The sequence below is a fragment of the Parageobacillus galactosidasius genome, from assembly GCF_002217735.1.
GTDB classification, from domain to species: Bacteria; Bacillota; Bacilli; order Bacillales; family Anoxybacillaceae; genus Parageobacillus_B; species Parageobacillus_B toebii.
In genome coordinates, this window is sequence record NZ_NDYL01000001.1 from 142980 (window position 1) to 166376 (window position 23397).

The 23397-nt window shown below is 41.9% G+C and carries 27 protein-coding genes, 10 tRNA genes, 1 rRNA gene, 2 pseudogenes and 1 other annotated feature; of the genes and pseudogenes, 37 read left to right on the forward strand and 3 right to left on the reverse strand.

Annotated elements, in window-relative coordinates:
- Positions 1-8 precede the first annotated feature (8 nt).
- The 17 genes and pseudogenes from B9L23_RS00770 (at position 9) to B9L23_RS00850 (ending at position 11102) form a co-directional block, all read left to right on the forward strand.
- Positions 9-659 (forward strand): adenylate kinase, encoded by a 651-nt coding sequence (locus B9L23_RS00770; RefSeq protein WP_012748900.1) that lies wholly within the window; start codon positions 9-11, stop codon positions 657-659.
- A complete protein-coding gene (map, locus tag B9L23_RS00775; protein ID WP_012748901.1) occupies positions 659-1405 on the forward strand; it encodes a type I methionyl aminopeptidase in 747 nt (248 codons plus the stop codon). Before B9L23_RS00770 ends, map begins: the two co-directional genes overlap by 1 nt.
- Positions 1406-1509: 104 nt before the next feature.
- Positions 1510-1728 (forward strand): translation initiation factor IF-1, encoded by a 219-nt coding sequence (gene infA / locus B9L23_RS00780; protein ID WP_003247618.1) that lies wholly within the window; start codon positions 1510-1512, stop codon positions 1726-1728.
- 32 nt (positions 1729-1760) lie between these two features.
- Positions 1761-1874: a 50S ribosomal protein L36 gene (gene rpmJ / locus B9L23_RS00785; protein ID WP_003247619.1), complete on the forward strand. Its 114-nt coding sequence runs from the start codon at positions 1761-1763 to the stop codon at positions 1872-1874.
- 20 nt (positions 1875-1894) lie between these two features.
- Entirely contained in the window at positions 1895-2260 is a 366-nt protein-coding gene (gene rpsM / locus B9L23_RS00790) for a 30S ribosomal protein S13 (protein WP_012748902.1), read from the forward strand.
- A gap of 25 nt (positions 2261-2285) precedes the next feature.
- Positions 2286-2675, forward strand: coding sequence for a 30S ribosomal protein S11 (gene rpsK, locus B9L23_RS00795; protein ID WP_003247621.1), 390 nt, complete (start codon positions 2286-2288; stop codon positions 2673-2675).
- Positions 2676-2849: 174 nt separating this feature from the next.
- Positions 2850-3794, forward strand: a complete 945-nt coding sequence (locus tag B9L23_RS00800) for a DNA-directed RNA polymerase subunit alpha (protein WP_012748903.1) — start codon at positions 2850-2852, stop codon at positions 3792-3794.
- 137 nt (positions 3795-3931) lie between these two features.
- A complete protein-coding gene (gene rplQ, locus B9L23_RS00805) occupies positions 3932-4294 on the forward strand; it encodes a 50S ribosomal protein L17 (RefSeq protein ID WP_012748904.1) in 363 nt (120 codons plus the stop codon).
- A 121-nt stretch (positions 4295-4415) separates the two neighbouring features.
- Positions 4416-5255, forward strand: a complete 840-nt coding sequence (locus tag B9L23_RS00810) for an energy-coupling factor ABC transporter ATP-binding protein (RefSeq protein ID WP_062756055.1) — start codon at positions 4416-4418, stop codon at positions 5253-5255.
- Positions 5231-6106 carry an energy-coupling factor ABC transporter ATP-binding protein gene (locus tag B9L23_RS00815; protein WP_062756053.1) on the forward strand — a complete coding sequence of 292 codons (876 nt, stop codon included), beginning with the start codon at positions 5231-5233 and terminating at the stop codon, positions 6104-6106. Before B9L23_RS00810 ends, B9L23_RS00815 begins: the two co-directional genes overlap by 25 nt.
- A complete protein-coding gene (locus B9L23_RS00820) occupies positions 6096-6893 on the forward strand; it encodes an energy-coupling factor transporter transmembrane component T family protein (protein WP_012748907.1) in 798 nt (265 codons plus the stop codon). The genes B9L23_RS00815 and B9L23_RS00820 overlap by 11 nt, the downstream gene beginning before the upstream one ends.
- Before the next feature lie 13 nt (positions 6894-6906).
- Positions 6907-7653, forward strand: a complete 747-nt coding sequence (truA, locus tag B9L23_RS00825) for a tRNA pseudouridine(38-40) synthase TruA (protein WP_089096710.1) — start codon at positions 6907-6909, stop codon at positions 7651-7653.
- A 145-nt stretch (positions 7654-7798) separates the two neighbouring features.
- Positions 7799-8236 (forward strand): 50S ribosomal protein L13, encoded by a 438-nt coding sequence (gene rplM / locus B9L23_RS00830; RefSeq protein ID WP_012748909.1) that lies wholly within the window; start codon positions 7799-7801, stop codon positions 8234-8236.
- Positions 8237-8258: 22 nt separating this feature from the next.
- Complete coding sequence (gene rpsI / locus B9L23_RS00835) at positions 8259-8651, forward strand: 30S ribosomal protein S9 (protein ID WP_062756051.1); 393 nt, start codon at positions 8259-8261, stop codon at positions 8649-8651.
- Between the two features lie 124 nt (positions 8652-8775).
- Positions 8776-9215, forward strand: a pseudogene (locus B9L23_RS00840) (YbaK family protein).
- A gap of 64 nt (positions 9216-9279) precedes the next feature.
- Entirely contained in the window at positions 9280-9987 is a 708-nt protein-coding gene (cwlD, locus tag B9L23_RS00845; RefSeq protein WP_062756047.1) for an N-acetylmuramoyl-L-alanine amidase CwlD, read from the forward strand.
- A 98-nt stretch (positions 9988-10085) separates the two neighbouring features.
- Positions 10086-11102 (forward strand): Mrp/NBP35 family ATP-binding protein, encoded by a 1017-nt coding sequence (locus tag B9L23_RS00850; protein ID WP_012748913.1) that lies wholly within the window; start codon positions 10086-10088, stop codon positions 11100-11102.
- Between the two features lie 39 nt (positions 11103-11141).
- On the opposite strand, the gene gerD is transcribed toward B9L23_RS00850, so the two are convergent.
- Complete coding sequence (gene gerD / locus B9L23_RS00855; protein ID WP_062756081.1) at positions 11142-11771, reverse strand: spore germination lipoprotein GerD; 630 nt, start codon at positions 11769-11771, stop codon at positions 11142-11144.
- A 331-nt stretch (positions 11772-12102) separates the two neighbouring features.
- On the opposite strand from gerD, the gene B9L23_RS00860 reads away from it, so the two are divergent.
- The 3 genes from B9L23_RS00860 to B9L23_RS00865 all read left to right on the forward strand — a co-directional run bounded on the left by B9L23_RS00860 (position 12103) and on the right by B9L23_RS00865 (position 13775).
- A complete protein-coding gene (locus B9L23_RS00860) occupies positions 12103-12657 on the forward strand; it encodes a transposase (RefSeq protein ID WP_081189185.1) in 555 nt (184 codons plus the stop codon).
- Between the two features lie 13 nt (positions 12658-12670).
- Entirely contained in the window at positions 12671-12946 is a 276-nt protein-coding gene (locus B9L23_RS20820; protein ID WP_158268578.1) for a hypothetical protein, read from the forward strand.
- Between the two features lie 223 nt (positions 12947-13169).
- Complete coding sequence (locus tag B9L23_RS00865; protein WP_012748915.1) at positions 13170-13775, forward strand: KinB-signaling pathway activation protein; 606 nt, start codon at positions 13170-13172, stop codon at positions 13773-13775.
- Between the two features lie 96 nt (positions 13776-13871).
- Here B9L23_RS00865 and pdaB read toward each other — a convergent pair whose 3' ends face one another.
- The gene (gene pdaB, locus B9L23_RS00870; RefSeq protein ID WP_081189983.1) at positions 13872-14633 is read right to left on the reverse strand and encodes a polysaccharide deacetylase family sporulation protein PdaB; all 762 of its coding nucleotides are present in this window, start codon (positions 14631-14633) and stop codon (positions 13872-13874) included.
- Positions 14634-14780: 147 nt separating this feature from the next.
- Positions 14781-15002, reverse strand: a pseudogene (locus B9L23_RS00875) (transposase); the annotation flags it as partial.
- A 556-nt stretch (positions 15003-15558) separates the two neighbouring features.
- Positions 15559-15705, forward strand: a sequence feature (23S ribosomal RNA rRNA prediction is too short).
- A 262-nt stretch (positions 15706-15967) separates the two neighbouring features.
- On the opposite strand from B9L23_RS00875, the gene rrf reads away from it, so the two are divergent.
- From rrf to glmM, 17 genes are all read left to right on the forward strand, one after another.
- Positions 15968-16084 (forward strand): 5S ribosomal RNA (rrf, locus tag B9L23_RS00880).
- Positions 16085-16236: 152 nt separating this feature from the next.
- Positions 16237-16311: transfer RNA gene (locus tag B9L23_RS00885), tRNA-Asn, on the forward strand.
- A gap of 1 nt (position 16312) precedes the next feature.
- A tRNA-Thr gene (locus B9L23_RS00890) sits at positions 16313-16385 on the forward strand.
- Positions 16386-16403: 18 nt separating this feature from the next.
- A tRNA-Glu gene (locus tag B9L23_RS00895) sits at positions 16404-16475 on the forward strand.
- 12 nt (positions 16476-16487) lie between these two features.
- Positions 16488-16563 (forward strand) — tRNA-Val (locus tag B9L23_RS00900).
- 157 nt (positions 16564-16720) lie between these two features.
- Positions 16721-16793, forward strand: a tRNA-Thr gene (locus B9L23_RS00905).
- 9 nt (positions 16794-16802) lie between these two features.
- Positions 16803-16887 (forward strand) — tRNA-Tyr (locus tag B9L23_RS00910).
- A gap of 92 nt (positions 16888-16979) precedes the next feature.
- Positions 16980-17054: transfer RNA gene (locus tag B9L23_RS00915), tRNA-Gln, on the forward strand.
- A 144-nt stretch (positions 17055-17198) separates the two neighbouring features.
- A tRNA-Lys gene (locus B9L23_RS00920) sits at positions 17199-17271 on the forward strand.
- 7 nt (positions 17272-17278) lie between these two features.
- A tRNA-Gly gene (locus tag B9L23_RS00925) sits at positions 17279-17350 on the forward strand.
- A 20-nt stretch (positions 17351-17370) separates the two neighbouring features.
- Positions 17371-17443 (forward strand) — tRNA-Ala (locus B9L23_RS00930).
- Between the two features lie 166 nt (positions 17444-17609).
- Positions 17610-18512 (forward strand): arginase, encoded by a 903-nt coding sequence (gene rocF, locus B9L23_RS00935; protein ID WP_012748917.1) that lies wholly within the window; start codon positions 17610-17612, stop codon positions 18510-18512.
- 159 nt (positions 18513-18671) lie between these two features.
- A complete protein-coding gene (gene sigW / locus B9L23_RS00940) occupies positions 18672-19235 on the forward strand; it encodes an RNA polymerase sigma factor SigW (protein WP_089096711.1) in 564 nt (187 codons plus the stop codon).
- 13 nt (positions 19236-19248) lie between these two features.
- Positions 19249-19860 (forward strand): anti-sigma-W factor RsiW, encoded by a 612-nt coding sequence (gene rsiW, locus B9L23_RS00945; protein ID WP_062678980.1) that lies wholly within the window; start codon positions 19249-19251, stop codon positions 19858-19860.
- A gap of 101 nt (positions 19861-19961) precedes the next feature.
- Positions 19962-20783 (forward strand): diadenylate cyclase CdaA, encoded by an 822-nt coding sequence (gene cdaA / locus B9L23_RS00950; protein ID WP_062756465.1) that lies wholly within the window; start codon positions 19962-19964, stop codon positions 20781-20783.
- On the forward strand, positions 20776-22011 hold the full coding sequence (locus B9L23_RS00955) for a CdaR family protein (protein ID WP_012748921.1): 1236 nt from the start codon (positions 20776-20778) through the stop codon (positions 22009-22011). The genes cdaA and B9L23_RS00955 overlap by 8 nt, the downstream gene beginning before the upstream one ends.
- A 28-nt stretch (positions 22012-22039) precedes the next feature.
- Entirely contained in the window at positions 22040-23386 is a 1347-nt protein-coding gene (glmM, locus tag B9L23_RS00960) for a phosphoglucosamine mutase (protein WP_012748922.1), read from the forward strand.
- Positions 23387-23397 lie beyond the last annotated feature (11 nt).

Sequence of the window (23397 nt, forward strand, 5' to 3'; positions counted from 1 at the left end):
GAGCGAGGATGAATTTAGTACTAATGGGATTGCCGGGCGCTGGGAAAGGTACTCAAGCGGAGAAAATCGTTGAAACATATGGGATTCCGCATATTTCGACTGGCGACATGTTTCGTGCTGCCATTAAAGAAGGGACGCCATTAGGACTGCAAGCGAAAGAGTATATGGACCGCGGCGATCTAGTTCCTGATGAAGTGACGATTGGGATCGTTCGCGAGCGTTTAAGCAAAGATGACTGCCAAAAAGGGTTTTTGCTAGATGGGTTTCCGCGGACCGTTGCTCAAGCGGAAGCATTAGAAAACATTCTAGCGGAATTAAATCGTTCGATCGACTATGTCATCCATATTCAAGTCGACAAAGATATTTTAATGGAGCGGTTAACTGGAAGAAGAATTTGTAAAAACTGTGGTGCAACGTACCACCTCGTGTTTAACCCACCAGCAAAGTCTGGTGTTTGTGACAAATGTGGCGGTGAACTGTACCAACGTGCAGATGACAATGAGGAAACGGTGGCAAACCGTCTCGAAGTCAATATAAAACAAACGCAGCCATTGCTTGAGTTTTATGAAAAGAAAGGGTATTTACGCCACATTAACGGACAGCAAGACATTGAAAAAGTATTTGCGGACATTCGTGAACTTCTTGGGGGATTACAATAATGATTATTTGCAAAACTCCGCGTGAAATTGAAATCATGCGTGAGGCAGGAAAAATTGTTGCTTTGACTCGCCAAGAGTTAGAAAAACATATTCGTCCTGGAATTACGACAAAAGAGTTGGATGCGATTGCTGAAGCAGTTATACGGAAACATGGGGCAATTCCTTCGTTTAAAGGATACAACGGATTCCCTGGCAGCATTTGCGCTTCGGTAAATGAAGAACTCGTTCACGGTATTCCTGGTGACCGGGTGTTAAAAGAAGGCGATATTATTAGCATTGATGTCGGGGCCCAATATAATGGTTATCATGCCGACTCTGCATGGACGTATCCTGTTGGGGAAATTGCGGAAGAAACGAAAAAACTTCTTGAAGTAACGGAAAAATCCTTATATATAGGATTAGAAGAAGCAAAACCAGGTGCCCGTTTGTCCAATATTTCCCATGCTATACAAACGTACGTCGAATCCCATCATTTTTCGATTGTTCGCGAGTATGTTGGGCACGGAATTGGTCAAAACTTACATGAAGACCCACAAATACCGCATTATGGTCCGCCAAATAAAGGGCCACGTTTGAAACCAGGAATGACGCTATGTATTGAACCGATGGTAAATGCGGGAAGCCGTTATGTTAAAACACTTGCCGATAACTGGACGGTCGTTACAGTAGATGGAAAGATGTGTGCTCATTTTGAGCATACGATTGCCATTACAGAAAATGGCTATGAAATTTTAACAACTCTCTAATATAATCATGATGGAGACTGGTCGTGTAGCAATTCGTAGATATAGTATGCGTTCGGTTTTTTCCTAACACTATGTTACTCATTCGAAGGAGGGAGAGCCGTTCGATGGCTAAAGACGATGTAATTGAAGTGGAAGGCACCGTTGTCGAAACATTGCCCAATGCCATGTTCCGTGTGGAATTAGAAAACGGTCATACGGTATTGGCACACGTTTCTGGCAAAATTCGCATGCACTTCATTCGAATTTTACCAGGAGATAAAGTTACGGTAGAATTATCTCCGTATGATTTGACTCGCGGTCGGATCACGTACCGCTATAAATAAAGGACTCCGCATCAATAAGGAGGTTAAAGGACATGAAAGTAAGACCATCTGTAAAACCTATTTGCGAAAAATGCAAAGTTATTCGTAGACGTGGCAAAGTTATGGTAATTTGCGAAAATCCAAAACATAAACAAAGACAAGGGTAATCTTTAAGGAGGTGTATAGTATGGCACGTATTGCAGGTGTAGATATTCCTCGTGACAAACGTGTAGTCATTTCGTTAACATATATCTACGGAATCGGTAAATCTACTGCTAAAAAAATCTTAGCGGAGGCTGGCGTTTCCGAAGATACACGCGTTCGTGATTTGACAGAAGAAGAACTAGGAAGAATTCGTGAAATCGTTGGTCGTTTGAAAGTAGAAGGAGATCTTCGTCGCGAAGTATCGCTAAATATCAAACGTTTAATCGAAATCGGATGCTATCGCGGTATTCGTCATCGTCGCGGCTTGCCAGTTCGCGGTCAAAATACGAAAAACAATGCTCGTACACGTAAAGGTCCACGCCGTACAGTAGCAAACAAGAAAAAATAATTAAGCAAAGGAGGTAATTCCACGAATGGCACGTAAAACAAATACACGCAAACGCCGTGTAAGAAAAAATATTGAGACTGGTATTGCGCATATCCGTTCAACATTTAACAATACGATCGTAACAATTACTGACGTTCACGGTAACACGATTGCTTGGTCAAGTGCTGGAGCATTAGGTTTTAAAGGCTCTCGTAAATCGACGCCGTTTGCGGCACAAATGGCAGCAGAAGCAGCTGCAAAAGCCTCCATGGAACATGGAATGAAAACAGTAGAAGTAAATGTAAAAGGCCCTGGTGCTGGTCGTGAGGCAGCGATTCGTGCATTACAAGCAGCTGGATTAGAAATTACAGCAATTAAAGACGTAACTCCTATACCGCACAATGGATGCCGTCCGCCAAAACGTCGCCGTGTGTAATACCCCTGTATAGAATTTGTATCCTTGTCAATAATGGGATATGATAAGTATTAAATTACAGGGAAGTTTTGCTCAGCCATTCGCACATTTGGGAACTTATTCATGGGGGAATTTCGATTAGGCGTTTATCGTTTGGTCGGGGTTTCGACGTTTTGAAGGAGGGTATAATAACTAATGATCGAAATTGAAAAACCGAGAATCGAAACGGTTGAAATCAGCGAAGATGCCAAATATGGCAAATTCGTTGTCGAACCGCTTGAGCGTGGATATGGTACAACTTTGGGTAACTCCTTACGTCGTATCCTATTGTCTTCACTCCCTGGTGCTGCTGTGACATCGGTTCAAATAGATGGTGTGCTGCATGAGTTCTCAACGATTGATGGCGTCGTAGAAGATGTGACAGCAATTATTTTAAATATAAAAAAATTAGCGTTGAAAATTTATTCTGACGAAGAAAAAACGTTGGAAATTGATGCACAGGGCGAAGGAGTTGTCACAGCTGCTGATATTACTCACGACAGCGATGTAGAAATTTTAAACCCGGACCTTCATATTGCTACGTTAGCAGAAGGCGGGCGCTTACGCATGAGAATGACAGCAAAACGAGGGCGTGGGTATGTTCCAGCTGAGGCCAATAAACGCGAGGATCAGCCAATAGGCGTTATCCCTATCGATTCGATTTATACACCGGTTTCACGCGTTTCTTATCAAGTAGAAAATACGCGTGTCGGTCAAGTGACAGACTATGATAAGTTAACGATAGATGTGTGGACAGATGGGAGCATTGGACCAAAAGAAGCGATTGCTCTCGGCGCAAAAATTTTGACCGAGCACTTAAATATTTTCGTTAGCCTAACAGACGAAGCACAAAATGCCGAAATCATGGTAGAAAAAGAGGAAGATCAAAAAGAAAAAGTGCTCGAAATGACAATTGAAGAACTTGATCTTTCTGTTCGTTCCTACAACTGTTTAAAACGTGCTGGTATTAACACCGTTCAAGAGCTTACGCAAAAAACGGAAGAAGATATGATGAAAGTGCGCAATCTCGGTCGCAAATCTCTCGAAGAAGTAAAAGCAAAGCTTGCTGAACTCGGTCTCAGTTTGCGTAAAGATGACTAGTTAACGTTTGTTTAACTAGTATTTTCATGTTACTAGATACATGAACGCTTACGTTTCTAAAAATAGACTTGATCGTATAAAGTATCATTTCTGAAATGAGATTTGTAGTGAAAATGCTAAAAAGGAGGGGACACTTCATGTCATACAGAAAATTAGGACGTACAAGCGCTCAACGCAAAGCATTGCTTCGTGATTTAGCAACAGATTTAATCATTAATGAGCGTATCGAAACAACAGAGGCGCGCGCAAAAGAATTGCGTTCTGTTGTTGAAAAAATGATTACGCTTGGTAAACGCGGTGATTTGCATGCACGCCGTCAAGCTGCTGCATTTATCCGTAAAGAAGTAGCAAATAGCGAAACAGGTCAAGATGCACTTCAAAAGCTATTTAGCGACATTGCACCGCGTTACCAAGATCGCCAAGGCGGTTACACTCGTATTATGAAACTTGGTCCTCGTCGTGGTGATGGGGCACCAATGGTGATTATCGAGTTAGTATAAAACGATTCGGTTGGCTAACAAGGGCGAGACAGTTTGTTTTGAACTGGATCTATGCCCTTTTTTTATTTGCCCTTTTTTAGTAGAGTAGAGATGAGAATGTCAGAGACAAGGGGAAGAAATGATGGAAGAAACCATTGTATCAGTAGAAAAACTATACTTTCGATATCCGAATCAGTCAGATTACGCGGTACAAAACGTTACCTTTCAAGTGAAACGCGGGGAATGGCTAGCGATTGTCGGTCATAACGGTTCAGGAAAATCAACGATCGCTAAATTGCTTATCGGGTTGTTAAGACCGGAAAGCGGTGTGATTAAACTATTTCACACTGTACTCGATGAACAGACGGTTTGGGAGATTCGTCGCCGTGTTGGCATGGTATTTCAAAATCCCGATAACCAGTTTGTTGGAACAACGGTAGAAGATGATGTCGCTTTTGCTCTTGAAAATAATGGAATTCCTCGCGATGAAATGGTCAAAAGAGTGCATGAAGCTATACAGCTAGTTCGTATGGAAGAGTTTTTGCATCATGAACCGCATCACCTTTCTGGTGGTCAAAAACAACGTGTTGCGATTGCAGGCATCCTTGCATTGCGGCCAGATCTCATCATTTTAGATGAGGCAACATCGATGCTAGATCCGAAAGGAAGGCAGGAAGTATTAGACACGGTCCGTGATTTAAACAAAAAGCAACGTATCACTGTATTGTCCATTACCCATGATTTAGAGGAAGTCGCTAAGGCTGATCGCGTTATTGTTATGAATAGGGGAGAAATCATGGCAGAAGGAACGCCGAAACAAATTTTTGCGCTTGGGACAAAACTAGAACGAATTGGTTTAGATTTGCCGTTTGCGGTAAAAGTAAGAGACCGGCTGAAGCAGTGCGGAATCCCGCTATCTTCAAGCTACTTTACGATAGAGGAGTTGGTAGAAGAATTATGGACATTATATTCCAAAAGGTAGAGCATGTATATAATGCCAACTCACCGTTTGCCCGCCGAGCGTTGTACGATGTAGACATCATGATTGAAAGCGGCTCTTATGTGGCGGTTATCGGCCATACTGGTTCAGGAAAATCAACGCTGCTTCAGCATCTAAACGGTTTGCTTCAGCCGACAAGCGGAACAGTGATGATAGGAAATCAAACGATTACGAATAAAAAACGACAAACGGACTTAAAACCGCTCCGCAAAAAAGTTGGCATTGTCTTTCAATTTCCGGAACATCAACTGTTTGAGGAAACGGTGGAGAAAGATATATGTTTCGGACCAATGAATTTTGGCGTTCCTGAGGAGGAAGCAAAAAAGAAAGCAAAGGAGCTTATTAAGTTAGTCGGGCTTTCAGAAGACGTACTAACCAAATCACCATTCGATTTAAGCGGCGGGCAAATGCGCCGTGTTGCGATTGCCGGAGTGCTTGCGATGGAACCTGATGTGATTGTGTTAGACGAACCAACTGCTGGCTTAGATCCACGCGGCCGCAAAGAAATTATGGAAATGTTTTATCGCCTTCATCGTGAAAAACAGCTGACGACTGTGTTAGTTACTCATAGTATGGAAGATGCTGCCGCATACGCAGATTATATGATTGTCATGCATAAAGGAACAGTGTGGAAAACGGGGACACCACAGCAAATTTTTCAAGATAGCGATTCTTTGGCGGAAATTGGGCTCAATGTGCCGGAGACAGTGCGGCTAAAAAAAGAATTGGAGAAAAAGTTAGGGATCACCGTGCCGTCTCCGTGTTTGACGATCGAGCAGACCGTAGACGCCATTCAAAAATTATTTTCCAAGGTGAACGCCCATGATGAATAGCATGATTATCGGCAAATATGTACCAGGCGATTCCGTGATTCACCGCATGGATCCGCGCGCGAAACTGCTAATCATCTTTATATACGTATTCATTGTTTTTCTAGCGAATAATAGTGCTACTTATGCTGTTTTAACGATATTTACGTTTAGTCTTTTAGCATTATCGCGCATTCCGTTATCGTTTGTGATTAAAGGTTTAAAACCGATTATATGGGTTATCGTCTTTACTTTTTTGCTGCATGTCTTTATGACAAAAGAAGGAGATGTGCTGTACCAAATTGGTTCCTTTTCGATTTACGAAGGCGGCGTCAAGCAAGGAATTTTTATTTCGCTGCGTTTTCTGCTGCTCATTATTATTACTACTTTATTAACCTTAACAACCACCCCGATCGAAGTGACTGACGGAGTGGAAAGCCTACTGGCGCCGTTGAAGAAAATGCGCGTCCCTGTCCATGAACTGGCGCTAATGATGTCTATTTCGCTTCGCTTTATCCCGACGTTAATGGAAGAGACGGAGAAAATTATAAAAGCACAAACCGCACGCGGTGTCGACTTTACAGGGGGGCCGTTTTCTGAAAGAATCAAGGCAATCGTCTCCTTGCTTGTTCCATTGTTTATCAGTTCGTTTAAACGTGCCGAAGAATTGGCGACCGCGATGGAGGCACGCGGTTACCGCGGCGGCGAGGGAAGGACGAAATTTCGCCTGCTTGTATGGAAATGGACAGATACAGCTTTTTTAGCGGCAGTGTTATTATTAGCAGTTGTTTTGTTTATACTACGCTCATAACAGGGTGAGAAAAATGAGTAAACGGATCAAATGTACGCTTTCCTATGACGGTACACATTTTTTCGGTTACCAAATTCAGCCTGGCAAACGAACGGTGCAAGGCGAGTTAGAACGAGTGCTCGAACAAATGCATAAAGGGAAAGCGATTCGTATTACTGCTTCAGGAAGGACAGATGCGGGTGTTCATGCATACGGGCAAGTAATTCATTTCGATACGTTCTTATCGCTTTCTCCAGATCAATGGAAAAAAGCATTAAATGCCCAGTTACCGGATGATATAGTGATTAAAGATGTACAAGAAGCAGATCCTTCTTTTCATGCGCGTTTTAGTGCCAAAGCAAAAGAATATCGATATAAAGTACGAATTGCCCAAGAACGTGACGTATTTTTACGTAATTATTGCTATCATTACCCTTATCCACTTGATATGGAAGCGATGAGACATGCATTGCGACTTATAGAGGGCACGCATGACTTTACTAGCTTTTGTTCAGCAAAGACGGATGTTGATGATCGTGTACGCACGATTTATAAAGCAGATATGGCGATGCATGATGATTTATTGGAATTTTGCTTTATTGGCAACGGGTTTTTATATAATATGGTGCGGATTATCGTTGGAACGATTTTGGAAGTTGGGCAAGGAAAACGGAGTATAGATAGTATCTCACACGCTTTTGAGGCAAAAGATCGCCAGTTTGCTGGCAAAACGGCTCCACCGCAAGGATTATATTTATGGAAAGTATATTATGACAACTAGTCCTGGTGTAACATTTTCTTGACATTGATATGCTAAAGAGATATTATATCATATGGTATGTATTTTTCCACGATTAGCCCCGGAAAGTAATCGTGTTGAGATAAATAGATGATGTTCGTTGATTTTTTATTTAGGAGGGAAAAGTATGCGTACAACTTATATGGCGAAGCCGAATGAAGTAGAACGTAAATGGTACGTTGTCGACGCTGCTGGTAAAACGTTAGGACGCCTTGCAAGTGAAGTAGCAGCCATTTTGCGTGGCAAACATAAACCAACATTCACACCACATGTGGATTGTGGTGATCATGTCATCATTATCAACGCTGAGAAAATTGAACTAACTGGAAAGAAATTAACAAAGAAACTATACTATCGTCATAGCTTGCATCCAGGCGGATTAAAAGTAAGAACGGCGTTAGAAATGCGTACAAATTATCCAGAGCAAATGCTTGAAAGAGCTATACGCGGAATGCTTCCAAAAGGTCGCTTAGGTCGTCAAATGTTTAAAAAATTGCACGTATATCGTGGAAGCGAACACCCACATCAAGCACAAAAACCAGAAGTTTATGAACTTCGCGGATAATCAATAGAAGGAGGGCATTATTTTGGCACAAGTACAATATTATGGCACAGGCCGTCGTAAAACCTCTGTCGCACGTGTGCGCCTCGTTCCAGGCGACGGACGCATTGTGATTAACGATCGTGACATTCGTGACTATATTCCATCGGAAGCGTTGATCGAAGTTGTGAAACAACCGTTAGTATTAACAGAAACGTTAGGAAATTACGATGTGTTAGTAAACGTAAAAGGCGGCGGATTCTCTGGCCAAGCAGGCGCGATTCGCCATGGAATCGCTCGTGCGTTATTGCAAGTAGATCCAGATTACCGTCCAGTATTAAAACGCGCAGGTTTATTAACACGCGATGCTCGTGTGAAAGAACGCAAAAAATACGGTCTTAAAGGTGCTCGTCGCGCTCCACAATTCTCAAAACGTTAATGGTATTTTTCCAAAAATCCCAGCCGATATCGGCTGGGATTTTTTTCTTTTCTCCCTCTTTTTTTATTCACGCATGTTTAGGATGAATCGTTAAAAACTACATCCTAAAGGGGTGTGAAAGAACATGAGTGTGATCACTTCATTTAAAGAAAAGAAGCAGGAAAAACAAATGTTATATGAACGAAAAATGTTGCGTGAGTTGTCTTTCGAAAAGCTGAAAACAAAGGCGATCAAGCATTTTAGTCCTTTTTATCCAATGTACCGTGCATTCCCACCGTCATTGAAGAAGGATGTATCGATATCGCTATTGAAGCGTATTTACTTGGTGCGAACTACAGTCGATTCGGTTACTATGGAGAACCAGCAGAAAGTGTAAGACAACGGTGCGCGCAAGAAGAAAAATATTTCATTGATACATTATTTGATTTTCTTTGCTTTTGGGGAAACATTGATGATGGTTTAGCCAATGAGTCGCTTTATTATGCCTGTGAACATTACGTTGTTTATTGGTGGACGGAAGGATTTGAAAGAGGAAAAAAACGTCGACGTCTGAAACTTCACTAAAAAGTTCTATTTTTGCCTCTTGTCCCATATAAGATAGAGAAGGGGAAACGCAGGAGGAGAAACAATGAAAGTAAAATGGTTGGGTGCTCTCATTAGTTCCATTATTGTTATTGTTCTTTTCCAATATATCTTTGCGAATACGACTTCAACTAAATCGTGGAACCTCCCTCTCTCTGGAAGGATTATCATTTTAGATCCTGGTCATGGCGGGCCGGACGGAGGAGCTGTCGGCGGTGATGTGGTAGAAGAAGAAGTGACGCTGAAAGTGGCGGAGAAATTGCGAGACTACTTGCAGCAGCAAGGTGCGCTCGTGTTGATGACAAGGGAAACGGACAGCGACCTTGCCGATAAAGACACACGTGGCTATAGCCGTCGAAAGGCGGAAGATTTACGAAAACGTGTTGCGTTGATTAATAAATCGGAGGCAGATTTATTTATTAGTATCCATCTTAATGCCATTCCCTCTCCGCGTTGGCGTGGGGCGCAAACGTTTTATTACGGTTCGCTGATCGAAAATGAACGGATCGCTAAGTTTATCCAAGCGGAATTGCGGCGCAATCTTGAAAATACAAATCGTACTGCCAAAATAATCGATACCGTTTATTTGTTGAAATATGCGAAAAAACCAGGTGCGCTTGTCGAAGTGGGGTTTTTATCTAATCCAGAGGAACGGGAACTTTTAGCTTCTGACCGTTATCAAACGAAGCTAGCGGCATCGATATATAAAGGGGTACTGCGATATTTTTCGAATGAAAAAAATCCTCCTGAATAGGGAGGATTCCTTTTTTTTACATGATAGATACGCAATGGTTATATATGTTATAGTAAAAGTATGAAAGGGAATACATACATAAGGATTGGTGATGGCCGATGCTCACAGAAAATGATGTAAGAGGATTGTTAGAAAATATAAAAGACCCATTTTTAAACAAGACGTTTAAAGAAACAAATGCGATTCAAGAAATTAAAATCAAGGAAGATAAAAAGCACGTCAGCGTCAAAATCGCATTAGCAAAAACAGGGACAGCCGAGCAGCTTCGCATCCAAACAACGATTGTTCAGCTACTAAAAGATGCTGGCGCTGCTTCGGTCGGTTTGCGGTTTGCGCAGCTCCCTGAAGAAGTAGTAGCAAAATATCAAGGGGAAACATCGAAAACGACATACATTGCAATTGCTAGCGGAAAAGGCGGCGTTGGAAAATCGACCGTTTCCGTGAACCTTGCTGTTTCTCTCGCTCGTCTTGGGAAAAAAGTAGGGCTGATTGATGCCGATATTTATGGGTTTAGTGTTCCGGATATGATGGGCATTGTCGAACGACCAACCGTGCGCGGCGATAAAATTATTCCGGTTGAACGATTCGGCGTAAAAGTTATTTCCATGGCCTTTTTCGTCGAAGATAACGCTCCTGTTATTTGGCGCGGTCCAATGTTAGGAAAAATGTTAAACAACTTTTTCAAAGAAGTCGAATGGGGCGACTTAGATTATTTATTATTAGATTTGCCTCCGGGAACGGGGGACGTTGCGTTAGATGTACATACCATGTTGCCTTCGTGTAAAGAAATCATTGTTACTACCCCGCATCCGACAGCGGCGTTTGTCGCGGCGCGCGCAGGTGCAATGGCGCTTCGCACGGAACACGAAATCATCGGTGTGATTGAAAATATGTCCTATTTTGAAAGCCGCAAAACAGGCGAAAGAGAATATGTATTCGGCAAAGGCGGCGGCGAAAAGCTTGCGAAAGAGTTGCAAACGGAGCTTTTAGGGCAGCTGCCACTCCAACAACCAGATTGGAACGATGAGGATTTCGCTCCATCTGTTTATGCGGAAGATCATCCTATTGGGAAAATATATATGGACATTGCGCGAAAAATTATTGAAAAGTGTTAAAGAAAAAAGGAGCATATCTCGCTCGGAGATAGCTCCTTTTTAACTTCCTCCTTGCCCTTGCTGATCGTCGCCGCTTTCCTCTCCTTCTCCTCCCTCTTGATTTTCATTTTGTTTTTTTGTTTCCTGCTGAATGTTTTCAGCGGATTTTATTAATATGTCTTGAATTTTTGCCTGGAATAATGGACTATTCAGCGTTTCTGTTATGACTTGTTGAAGGTGCTTGCGAAATTCTTTACTTTTTAGCACGTCCATCATCGCTTTTTCCATTTCTGGATTTTTTAAAATATCTATCATCATCCCTTGATATTCAGGGTCTTTCATTAACGCTTTGATCGTTTTTTCTTGCCCTGTTTTTAAACTTTTTGCAAAGCTTTCTGCAAACTTTGGATCTTGCAGTGCTTTTTCCCAAAATTTTATTCCTTTTTCCGACGTTAACACTTGTTCGAGTGTTTCTTTGACAACGGTTTGCTCCATTACTAATTGTTGTTTCACTTTTTCATCCGTCATAATTTCCTGAATAGCCTTTTTCCCCTCATCTGTTTTTAAAATATCAACGACCATTTTTTTCGTTTGATCGTAATCCGGGGGAGGTGGGCTAATTTCTTGAGGAGCACAAGAGCTAAGGATAAGGAAATAACTAAATAATAGGAGCAATGCGCTTTTTTTCATGTGTAAATAAGCTCCTTTCTGCAAAAATCCCTTACCCTTAATATGAATTTCTGTCAAAAAAATATGCATTTGCTTTATTCCTAAGTCGTTGATAAAATTTAAAGCGAATCGAATTTGAGAATAATGGAGGTATAAGCAGTTTGTTAAACATCTATAAAATCATGTAAATATCTCCTGCTATTGGACGTAAAGAGGCAGATGTTCTCCATCTTTTCTATCGTCTCCTGTCTGATGATAAAAAATCATCTCCCCTTCCTCATGTAAAAAGGAAAGGAAGAAGATTTAGCGAATATATGTTCTTAAGGATCCAAACAAGGGGGAAGGCAAGGGGATGAAAACGGTTCGGGTGATGAAAATTGTTTCCAATGATGAAACACACCTTCGCTCATTAGATGAGTTGATGCGCGTCTTTGGTTCCGCGAAGCGATACGCGTTCAACCGTTTGCTGGAGGGAAGGAACGCCAAAGACCTCATCCAGCACCTTCTGCGCCAATTTCAGCTCAACAAACGGTATGCCGAAGATGCGGTCTTGCTTGCACAATCGTTGATTTCTTCTCAACGTGAGTTGCTTCCAATGCGCTTAGAGGATGTGCAGGCGAAAATCGAAAAAACCGAAAAGAAAATCGATGACTACCAACATGGAAGAAAAACACCGAAAAAAGTCGATCTTCAAACGTGTTTAGACGGATTACACCGACGATTAGAAAAATGGAAATCGAAAGAAGATGAGCTAAAGCACCATCTCGACCAAGGGACGATTCCACGTGTGATTTTTGGCGGAAAACAAAACTTTTACAAGCGCTTGAAAGGAAAAATCACGAACGAAGAATGGAAAGATTTGCGCTCGAATCAGTTGTATGAAAAAGTATGGGTTATCCGTTCATGAAAGTGCCGCTTTGGTGATTGGCAGACGGGGGTTAGGGCATCAGGAACGATTGCCAAAAGAACTCATGGACATCATAAAAACGAAAGTGAAGCGTCATTTGATTGCCGTGTTAGGGTCGATGGAAGAATCCTACAAGCAATCGAAAAGCGGCAAGAAACAACGCCAATATTTAATCATGATGTTACAAAAAATCGAAAATTTCAAACAAGAACATGAATGGTCGTTATGGAACATCTTGCACAAATTCTGCTGGATGAATCAGTATCAAATTCAACTAAGGGAGGTGTAGACCTGGTTGCTAAAATCGTTGTCGTGTACTGACCGATGGAAGGAATGGTGCACGACAGATGCCGTCGCTGACAGCGAGCCACGGGGTGTCTTTTACAATAGGTGAATGACAAGGGAATTTCCCTTCCTGATGGAACTCAGGTGTTTCCTGAGCGGCAAGCGGTGTTTCCTGGTTCCATCGCGATGAGTCGATTTTTATAGATTTTAGTAACCAGGATGAAGCTGTGAACAGCCGTAAATGGGTGCGTTTATTTTTAACAACATTAGCTATTGGAGGAATAACAACAGCGATTATAGGGATTATACTTAACTGGAGTGAATACGAGAAACTGTTTTTACGATCGGACGTATTGGAAATTATTGCGGTGTTAGTGTGGCACATTGGTGTTGGCTTTATTTTTAGTGTCATTAGTCAAATGGGGTTTTTCGCCTATTTAACCATTCATCGCTTTGGACTTGGGATCTTTCGTTCTGACTCTCTTTGGAACTCAGTACAAGTTGTGCTAATTTTGTTTGTGCTTTTCGATTTAGTATATTTCCGCTATCAAGTGTTTGCTGTGGAAGGGGAGTCTATTGTCAGTTACATACTAGTCGCTTTATTTATTTTGATTGTCGGGCTTATTGTTGCTTATATAAAAAGTGCACAAACGAATAAAGGGGCATTCGTACCAGCATTATTTTTTATGGTTGTCGTAACGGTTATTGAGTGGTTTCCAGCATTGCGTATTAACAATGAAGATTGGCTTTATTTAATGTTATTTCCATTATTAGTTTGTAACGCTTATCAGCTTCTTATACTGCATAAACTAACAGGTGTTCCAAAGTCATAAAGGGGAGGAGGATACCTCCCTTTCTTTTGCGCGTGCTTATGTTTACAGGATAACTAACCACGAAAGTCCGCGACTTTAGTCACGCAGAGACTCGGTTTAGTTTATTTCTTTACTATTTACATCGCCATTAGCGATCAGTTGTGAAACGCTAACATTACGGTAACCGTTTTCCTTCATTGCTTCAATAATTTTTGGAAGTGCTTTTGCTGTTTGGTTAGCAGAATCTGATGCGTGAAGTAAAATAATATCTCCGGCTTCCATGTCGTTTACGACATTTTCAACAATTGTCTTTACTCCAGGGTTAAGCCAATCTTTTGAGTCAATACTCCAATGAACGACGGTATAACCTAGCGAATCAGCAATCTTTAATACATTCTTATTAAAATTGCCGCCCGGAGGCCGCAATAATGTAATTTCTTTAATTCCAAGCGTGTCAAATACTTTTTTTGCCTGCATAAGATCTTGACGTATTTTCGGGCTTTCTAACTCTGTGTAGTTAACAAAGTTATATCCCATGCTTCCGATTTCATGACCGTCTTCTTTAATTCGTTTCACAATATTCGGATGACGTTCCGCCCAAGAGGCAGATAAAAAAAATGTTGCATTTTTTATGCCATTTTGTTTTAATACATCGAGGATGTGTAAGGCGTTTTGATCCCCCCAGCTGATATCAAATGTTAGTGATACCTCATGCTTGCTTTTTTCTATTTTATAGACCGCTTTTGGCCCAGTAGAGAGAGAAAGCGTGGGATTATTGATTCCTTGGGCATATAAAATAGTGGCTGTAAAAAATGCAGATAGAACGATAATAAGTGCCTTTTTTAAGGAACGTCCATTTAATGCATAGAAAAAACTCACTATTTTTCCCCCTTTATCCTAAAGTTGTTCTGTCACCATCTTATGCTTGTCACCCCGGGTGTTATGAAAAATATTTTCAAACCATGTTTTATTCTTGATCCCGATAAACATATTAATAAAAAATACACCCGTGGTGCTAGTTGAGTCTTAACGCTCAACTAGCCCAAGAACAACAAGCGAGTAAGCCAGTAAAATACCATCCAGTGCCGTTTCAAATCCAGAAACCGAGTTCGCTCGAATCTCGGTGATCCGATACGAATCGACTAAAATCGAAAACACGGTTTCCACCACTTTACGTTTTCGCTTCATCCACTGTTTCCATGCGTCCGATTGGCGAATTCGCTGATTTTTTCGAACGGGTAAAATGAAAGTGCTCTTGCATGGGGATTCTCCTTTCGAATGGTAGGTCGCACTTTCATTCTACAGGAGATTCGCCAGGCAAGAGCTATTTTTTATGCTTGTTTGATTTTATCTAGCACCACGGGTAAAAAATACATAAAAAAGTATTGACAATAAAAATTTGCTATGGTAAATTGTTTAACGTCGCTAAGTGATAGCGAAAATAATATTGACATCTTATTAATGAATGTGTTAGCATAAAAAGGTCGCAAAGAGGAAAAAATGTTCTTTGAAAACTGAACAAAACGAAGCGTCCACAACGAAAAGCTGAAGCGCCGCGATCAGCTCTCGAAGCCAAATGTTCTTCACCCGCTGAAGTGCTTGCACTTCGAGGGGGAAGGTTATTTGGCACAAGAGAGCTAGGCGCTGAAGCTAGACAATACGAAAAGCGAAGGCGAGCGACACCTTGCGGTGTCGGCGCTGAAGCTGAAAAGAAGCCAATCAACTTTCTTTTTGGAGAGTTTGATCCTGGCTCAGGACGAACGCTGGCGGCGTGCCTAATACATGCAAGTCGAGCGGACCGAACGGAAGCTTGCTTCTGTTCGGTTAGCGGCGGACGGGGATGAGATTTCCCATCGCGTCAAGCGAGTAAGATCCCTCGAAGATGACGAGGTCGATAGGTCCAAGGTGGAAGCGTGGCGACACGTGGAGCTGACGGATACTAATCGATCGAGGACTTAACCAAGCGGAAAAGCGGAGGTGCGCGCTTAGCTCTCGAAGCCAAATGTTCTTCGCCCGTAGAGGTGCTTGCACCTCAAGGGAGAAGGTTATTTGGCGCAAGAGAGCTAGGCACCGGAGCTAGACAACGGAAAAGCGGAAGCCGCCTATGCAAAACGGCTTCTTCCAAACAGACGGTTATCTAGTTTTGAGGGAATGAAATTTCACTCTTGACAAGATTATTTATTTGGATATAATAATATTTGGCTGATAACTTGCCTAGTGACAATAGCGGAGAGGAAACACCCGTTCCCATCCCGAACACGGAAGTTAAGCTCTCCAGCGCCGATGGTAGTTGGGGCCAGCGCCCCTGCAAGAGTAGGTCGTTGCTAGGCAAGTTGAATATTCCAAAGCAGCTCAGTGGGAAGCAACGAGCATAAGCTTCTATGAATAAGCTGCGAGTTGCCTCGACGCATCCAGCTTCTTTGAAAAAGCTTGTAGAGGAAGAGGCAACGAAAAAATTGAGTATAAACCAACAACCCGTTATTCCGCAGTAGCTCAGTGGTAGAGCAATCGGCTGTTAACCGATTGGTCGCAGGTTCGAATCCTGCCTGCGGAGCCATGCTTCCATAGCTCAGTTGGTAGAGCACTTCCATGGTAAGGAAGAGGTCACCGGTTCAAGCCCGGTTGGAAGCTTTCGTATTGTGATTTTTTGGCCCGTTGGTCAAGTGGTTAAGACACCGCCCTTTCACGGCGGTAACACGGGTTCGAATCCCGTACGGGTCACTTTCTTTTTGTGGAGGATTAGCTCAGCTGGGAGAGCACTTGCCTTACAAGCAAGGGGTCGGCGGTTCGATCCCGTCATCCTCCACCACGACATTTTTAATGCCCGCTTAGCTCAATTGGTAGAGACGAGCCTAAGCTTCCGTGAATTCCCTGCGAGTTGTTCCGACGCATATCACTTCGCTGAATAAGCGAGAAGAGGAAGGGACACAAAAAATTAAGTATATATGTCAATACTTCTTTCTTATGCCGGCTTAGCTCAATTGGTAGAGCAACTGACTTGTAATCAGTAGGTTGCGGGTTCAAGTCCTGCAGCCGGCATCATAATATGGAGGGGTAGCGAAGTGGCCAAACGCGGCGGACTGTAAATCCGCTCCCTTTGGGTTCGGCGGTTCGAATCCGTCCCCCTCCACCACCTTATACATAGAGTAATTAGCTGAAATGAAGTATAATTTTTAAGTTATGTGAAATAATATTTTTCGGTAGCATTAGGTACTCCAATATTATTGGGCTATAGCCAAGCGGTAAGGCAACGGACTTTGACTCCGTGATGCGCTGGTTCGAATCCAGCTAGCCCAGCCATAATCCCATTAATTAGCTCAGCAGGGAAGCAATGAGCAAAGCTTCTATGAGTTCGCTATGAATTGTCCCGACGCATCCAACATCTTTGAATTGGCTAGCAGAGGAAGAGGCAACAAAAACATGGAGTGTTTTCATTTACTACACGAGCCATTAGCTCAGCAGGTAGAGCATCTGACTTTTAATCAGAGGGTCGGAGGTTCGAGTCCTCCATGGCTCATTGTCATGCGGAAGTAGTTCAGTGGTAGAACACCACCTTGCCAAGGTGGGGGTCGCGGGTTCGAGTCCCGTCTTCCGCTCTTTTACAACAAGATAGTTTGGGGCCTTAGCTCAGCTGGGAGAGCGCCTGCTTTGCACGCAGGAGGTCATCGGTTCGATCCCGATAGGCTCCATTGATATAACATCCCACTTCGGAAAAAACGAAGTGGGATTTTTTGTTTATTGTGATTGCAGACTGTTCTTTTTTTATAAGAATAAATATTCAAAAAACTGTCGAGTTGAGTCAATATGATATTTTTGTCTACAATTGAAGTAGCACAATGGGAAGGAGAGGGAAACATGAAGACGGTATCGATTATTGGTGTACCGATGGATTTAGGGCAGACACGTCGTGGTGTAGATATGGGGCCGAGTGCCATGCGTTATGCAGGGGTAATCGAGAGGTTAGAACGTCTTCATTATGAAATTGAAGATTTAGGCGATATTCCAATTGGAAAAACAGAACATCCTGATGATGAAGGATCACAGCCCAACTTACGAAATTTGAAAGCGGTTGCAGAAGCAAATGAAAAATTAGCAAAAACAGTGGACGAAGTGATCAAAAGGGGGCGCTTCCCTCTCGTGTTGGGCGGTGATCATAGCATTGCCATTGGTACATTAGCTGGTATTGCGAAGCATTATAAGAATTTAGGAGTTATTTGGTATGACGCCCATGGTGATTTAAATACGCCAGAAACCTCTCCATCCGGAAACATTCATGGCATGCCACTGGCTGTGAGTCTTGGTTTAGGACATCCGTATTTGACGAATATCGGCGGTTATAGCCCAAAAGTGAAACCTGAAAACATTGTTCTTATTGGCATTCGCTCTCTGGACGAAGGGGAAAAGCAGTTAATCCGTGAAAAAGGGATTAAAGTATATACGATGCATGAAATAGATCGTCTCGGCATGACGACAGTAATGGAAGAAACGATTGCATATTTAAAAGAACGAACGGATGGAGTGCATTTATCACTTGATTTAGACGGACTTGATCCGAACGATGCACCGGGAGTGGGTACGCCAGTTATCGGTGGTCTTACTTATCGTGAAAGCCATTTGGCAATGGAAATGCTCGCAGAGGCAAAACTAATTACATCAGCGGAATTTGTAGAGGTGAATCCGATTTTAGATGAGCGCAATAAGACTGCTTCTGTTGCTGTAGGATTGATGGGGTCCCTTTTTGGAGAAAAGCTGGTGTAACGGTGTAAAAACAGCAGATTTTACAGAATCTGCTGTTTTTATTTTGCTTAGGAAAGATTAGGCGGATATGATAAAATAAATGGTGCATGTTTGCATGAAACTTTTTTTATTTGTGAACGTAATACACTGTAGCCGCAGTGAGCGGGGGTACGTATTATTATGGAGATATTTGTGAAAAAACGTATAAAAGCGGTCAAAAAAGGCGATCAAAATGCCTATGCTGATATTGTAGATCTTTATAAAGATAAAATATACCGTTTATGTTATCGTATGCTAGGAAATCGCCATGAGGCGGAAGATGCTGCGCAAGAAGCGTTTATCCGCGCTTATGTTAATATTCATACGTATAATCCAAATATGAGGTTTTCCTCGTGGCTTTACCGAATTGCCGCCAATTTGGCGATTGATAAGATTCGGAAGAAAAAACCGGATGCCTATTTAGACGAAGAGATAAGCGGTACTGATGGGCTTACGATGTATTCACAGCTTTCCTCTAGCGAAGCTTCTCCGGAAGAAGCATTAGAAAGTTTGGAGCTACAGGAAACAGTACAGAAAGCAATTGAACAACTTCCAGAAAAATATCGTAGTGTTATTGTATTGAAGTATATAGAAGGGCTATCATTACAGGAGATTAGCGAAATTTTAGACTTGCCGCTCGGCACGGTAAAAACGAGACTTCACCGTGGCAGAGAAGCGTTGCGAAAGCATTTGGGTCATTTATGAGAGGGTGAAGAACATGAAATGTCCGCATAACATTGTAAACCTTATGCATGATTTTTTAGATGGTGATATTGGGCCGCATGATGAAAAAATATTAAGGGAGCATTTGCAGCAATGTTCAGCATGCGCTGATCATTTTAATGGACTAGAGAAAACAGTCGCGTTCATTCAGCATGCGTCCCATCTCACCCCTCCTTCGGATTTTACGGCCCGTGTGATGGCACAGCTACCGAAAGAAAGAAAGATGATTCGTGTTAGAAGGTGGCTGCAAACCCATCCGTTTATTACCGCTGCATCGTTATTTATGATGTTGACGATAGGCAGTCTATTTACCACATGGAACACACAGAAACAATTTTCTGTTTCCACACATGAAAATGTCATTATTCGCGGTCATACTGTCATTGTTCCGAAAGGAGAAGTCGTTCAAGGAGATATTGTCGTTCGCAACGGTTCTATAAAGATAGAAGGGAAAGTCGAGGGCAATGTCACCGTGATTCATGGAGAAAAATATTTAGCTTCTGCAGGACAAGTAACAGGAGAAATTGAAGAAATTAACCAAGTATTTGAGTGGATTTGGTATAATATTAAGGAACGAATCAAGGATGCGGTGGAAGCGTTCGAATAGAGAGCCATCTTTTTTGATGGCTTTTTTATATGATATGTTATAATAGAAGGGTTGTTTCAATAAAATTATGTTTGAATTAGAATGATAAAGGAAGTGTGAAAATGCCTTTCGGAGAGCTCCCGATTTTAAGTTATTTAGGCAAGGCCGTCGATATTCTTGTTGTTTGGTATGTTATATATAAATTAATCATGATGATTCGCGGGACGAAGGCAGTCCAGCTTCTAAAAGGAATTATTCTTATTATACTAGTGCATATTGTTAGTAACTTTCTCGGTCTTAACACGCTGCAATGGCTAATGGATCGAGCAATCACATGGGGGTTTCTCGCTATTATTATTATCTTCCAGCCGGAATTGCGGCGTGCGCTTGAGCAAATAGGACGGGGAAAGCTGTTTTCTCGAAGCAGTTCGAATGAGGACGAAGAGCAAGTAAAAATGGTTGAAGCGATTATTAAAGCAACGGAATATATGGCAAAACGGAGAATAGGCGCGTTAATTTCCATTGAACGGGAAACAGGAATGGGAGATTATATTGAAACAGGCATTATTTTGAATGCCCGTGTTTCCTCTGAACTATTAATTAATATTTTTATCCCTAATACTCCGTTGCACGACGGGGCTGTTATTATTCAAAAAAACCATGTCGCAGCAGCGGCCTGTTACCTGCCGCTTTCAGAAAGCCCTTTTATTTCGAAAGAGCTTGGGACTCGGCATCGCGCTGCATTAGGAATTAGTGAAGTGACAGATAGCATAACGGTTGTTGTATCAGAAGAAACCGGTGCGGTATCGGTCACAAAAAACGGGGAGCTACACAGAGATTTAACCCCGGAGCAGTTTCGGGAGTTGCTTACAAAGGAGCTAGTGCCATCCACAAAGGCGACTTCCTCATCCCGTTGGCAATGGAGGGGGAAGAAACATGGATAAGTTAATGAACAATCATTGGTTTATTAAAATATTTTCTTTACTGTTAGCGATTATGCTTTATATGTCGGCGAATATTGAGAAAGAAACAAAATCGGGAGTGATTACCCGCAATACGGTAGGACAAGAGGATACGGAAACAATGACAAATGTTCCTGTAGTGGTTTATTATGATGAGGAAAATTTAGTTGTCTCCGGTATTCCGAAATATGTGAATGTCACTTTGCAAGGGCCTGCAAGTATTGTTAAGCCGACTGCTTTACAGCGCAATTTTGAAGTGTATATCGACTTAACGAATTTACCATTAGGAACGTATACCGTTCCAATTAAATATAAAGATATATCTGATAAACTAAAGGTCAACATCCACCCTTCAGTCGCAAAAGTAACGATTCAAGAAAAAGTTTCTAAAAATTTCCCTGTCGGGGTTGATTTGATCAATAAAAATAAAGTGCCCGAAGGCTATTTGATTGAAAAGCCGATTGTCAAACCAAACGCCGTTACTATTACGGGTGCCAAAGAATTAATTGAAAGTATATCATCGGTAAAAGCTAGAATTGATTTAGATAGGGCAACAGATACCGTAACAGAGGAATCGAGCGTAACCGTTTATGACAAAAGAGGCAACGTACTTAATGTAGATGTCCAGCCTTCCGTAGTAGAAGTAACCGTTCCGATTAAAAGCCCAAGCAAAACGGTTCCACTGAAAATTAATCGGACAGGATCACTGCGAAAAGGATTAAGTATAGTAAAAATAGAAACCATCCCAAATCAAGTAACTATTTTTGGCTCAAAAGAAAAAATCAATTCCATTGAATTTATTGACGGTATTACGATTCATTTAGATGAAATTACAGAAGATAAGACATTGGAAGTGAATGTTCCGTTGCCTGCAGGAGTAAAAAGTGTGGATCCTTCTAAAATAAAAATAGTCATTGATGTACAAAAAGAAGAATCGAAAACATTAAAAGATGTACCGATTCATGTAGTAGGATTAGGAGATCAATATACGGTTGATTTTGTAGATCTGCAAGAAGGGGCGATGGATGTTCAGCTTTATGGGGCACCGAATGTATTAAGCGATATAACAAAAGACGATATTCAATTATATATAGATGTTAGTGATTTAGGCGTTGGTGAACATGAAGTAAAAGCGGAATTAAATGGTCCACAAAATATCAAATGGCAATTACCGAAAGAAAAAGTAAAAATTAAAATTAATGAACGATAATTTCATTTGCGTAAGGAGAGAGTGTATAATGGGTAAATATTTTGGCACTGATGGTGTTCGTGGAGTAGCGAATCGTGAGTTGACGCCAGAACTGGCATTTAAAATAGGCCGCTGCGGCGGTTATGTATTAACAAAAAGCGAAGAACGGCCAAAAGTATTAATTGGTCGTGATACACGTATTTCTGGTCATATGCTTGAAGGAGCGCTTGTCGCTGGGCTGCTTTCTATCGGGGCGGAAGTGATGCGCCTCGGTGTGATTTCTACACCAGGTGTTGCTTATTTGACAAAAGCGTTGGGAGCGCAAGCGGGAATTATGATTTCCGCATCACATAACCCTGTTCAAGATAATGGAATCAAGTTTTTTGGTCCAGACGGCTTTAAACTTTCCGATGAACAAGAACAAGAAATTGAAGCGTTGATTGATAGCCCGGAAGATATGTTGCCAAGACCGATAGGAAAAGCATTAGGACAAGTGAACGATTATTTTGAAGGCGGCCAAAAGTATTTGCAGTATTTAAAACAGACCATTGACGAAGATTTTTCCGGATTGAAAATTGCGCTCGATTGCGCGCATGGAGCCACTTCATCTCTTGCTACCCATTTATTCGCCGATTTGGAGGCGGATGTTGTTACAATGGGTGCATCACCGAACGGTCTTAACATTAACGAAGGAGTTGGCTCGACACATCCAGAAGCATTAGCGGCGTTTGTGAAAGAAAAAGGAGCAGATGTTGGACTTGCCTTTGACGGCGACGGGGATCGCTTGATTGCGGTAGATGAATACGGAAATATTGTGGATGGCGACCAAATTATGTACATTTGCGCGAAATATTTAAAAGAAACTGGCCGTCTTAAACATCAAACCGTCGTTTCCACTGTGATGAGCAATCTCGGATTTTACAAAGCGCTTGAGGCGCAAGGAATTCAAAGTGTACAAACAGCTGTTGGCGACCGTTATGTCGTAGAAGAAATGAGAAAAAATGGTTATAACTTAGGCGGAGAACAGTCAGGGCATATTATTTTCCTCGATTACAATACAACAGGAGATGGATTGCTAACGGCATTGCAGCTTGTGAACATTATGAAAGTCAAAGAAAAACCGCTTTCTGAGCTTGCCAGTGAAATGAAAAAATATCCGCAACAGCTGGTAAACATAAAAGTAGCGGATAAGCATAAAGTAATGGAAAATGAAAAAGTAAAAGCTGTTATTCAAGAAGTGGAAGCAGAAATGAACGGAAACGGCCGGGTTCTTGTTCGTCCGTCTGGAACGGAGCCGGTTGTACGTGTGATGGCAGAAGCGCCGACGGAAGAAGCATGCCGGAATTATGTCGAACGGATCGCCTCTGTCGTTCGCGAAGAAATGGGAGTCGAATAAAATAAAACGCT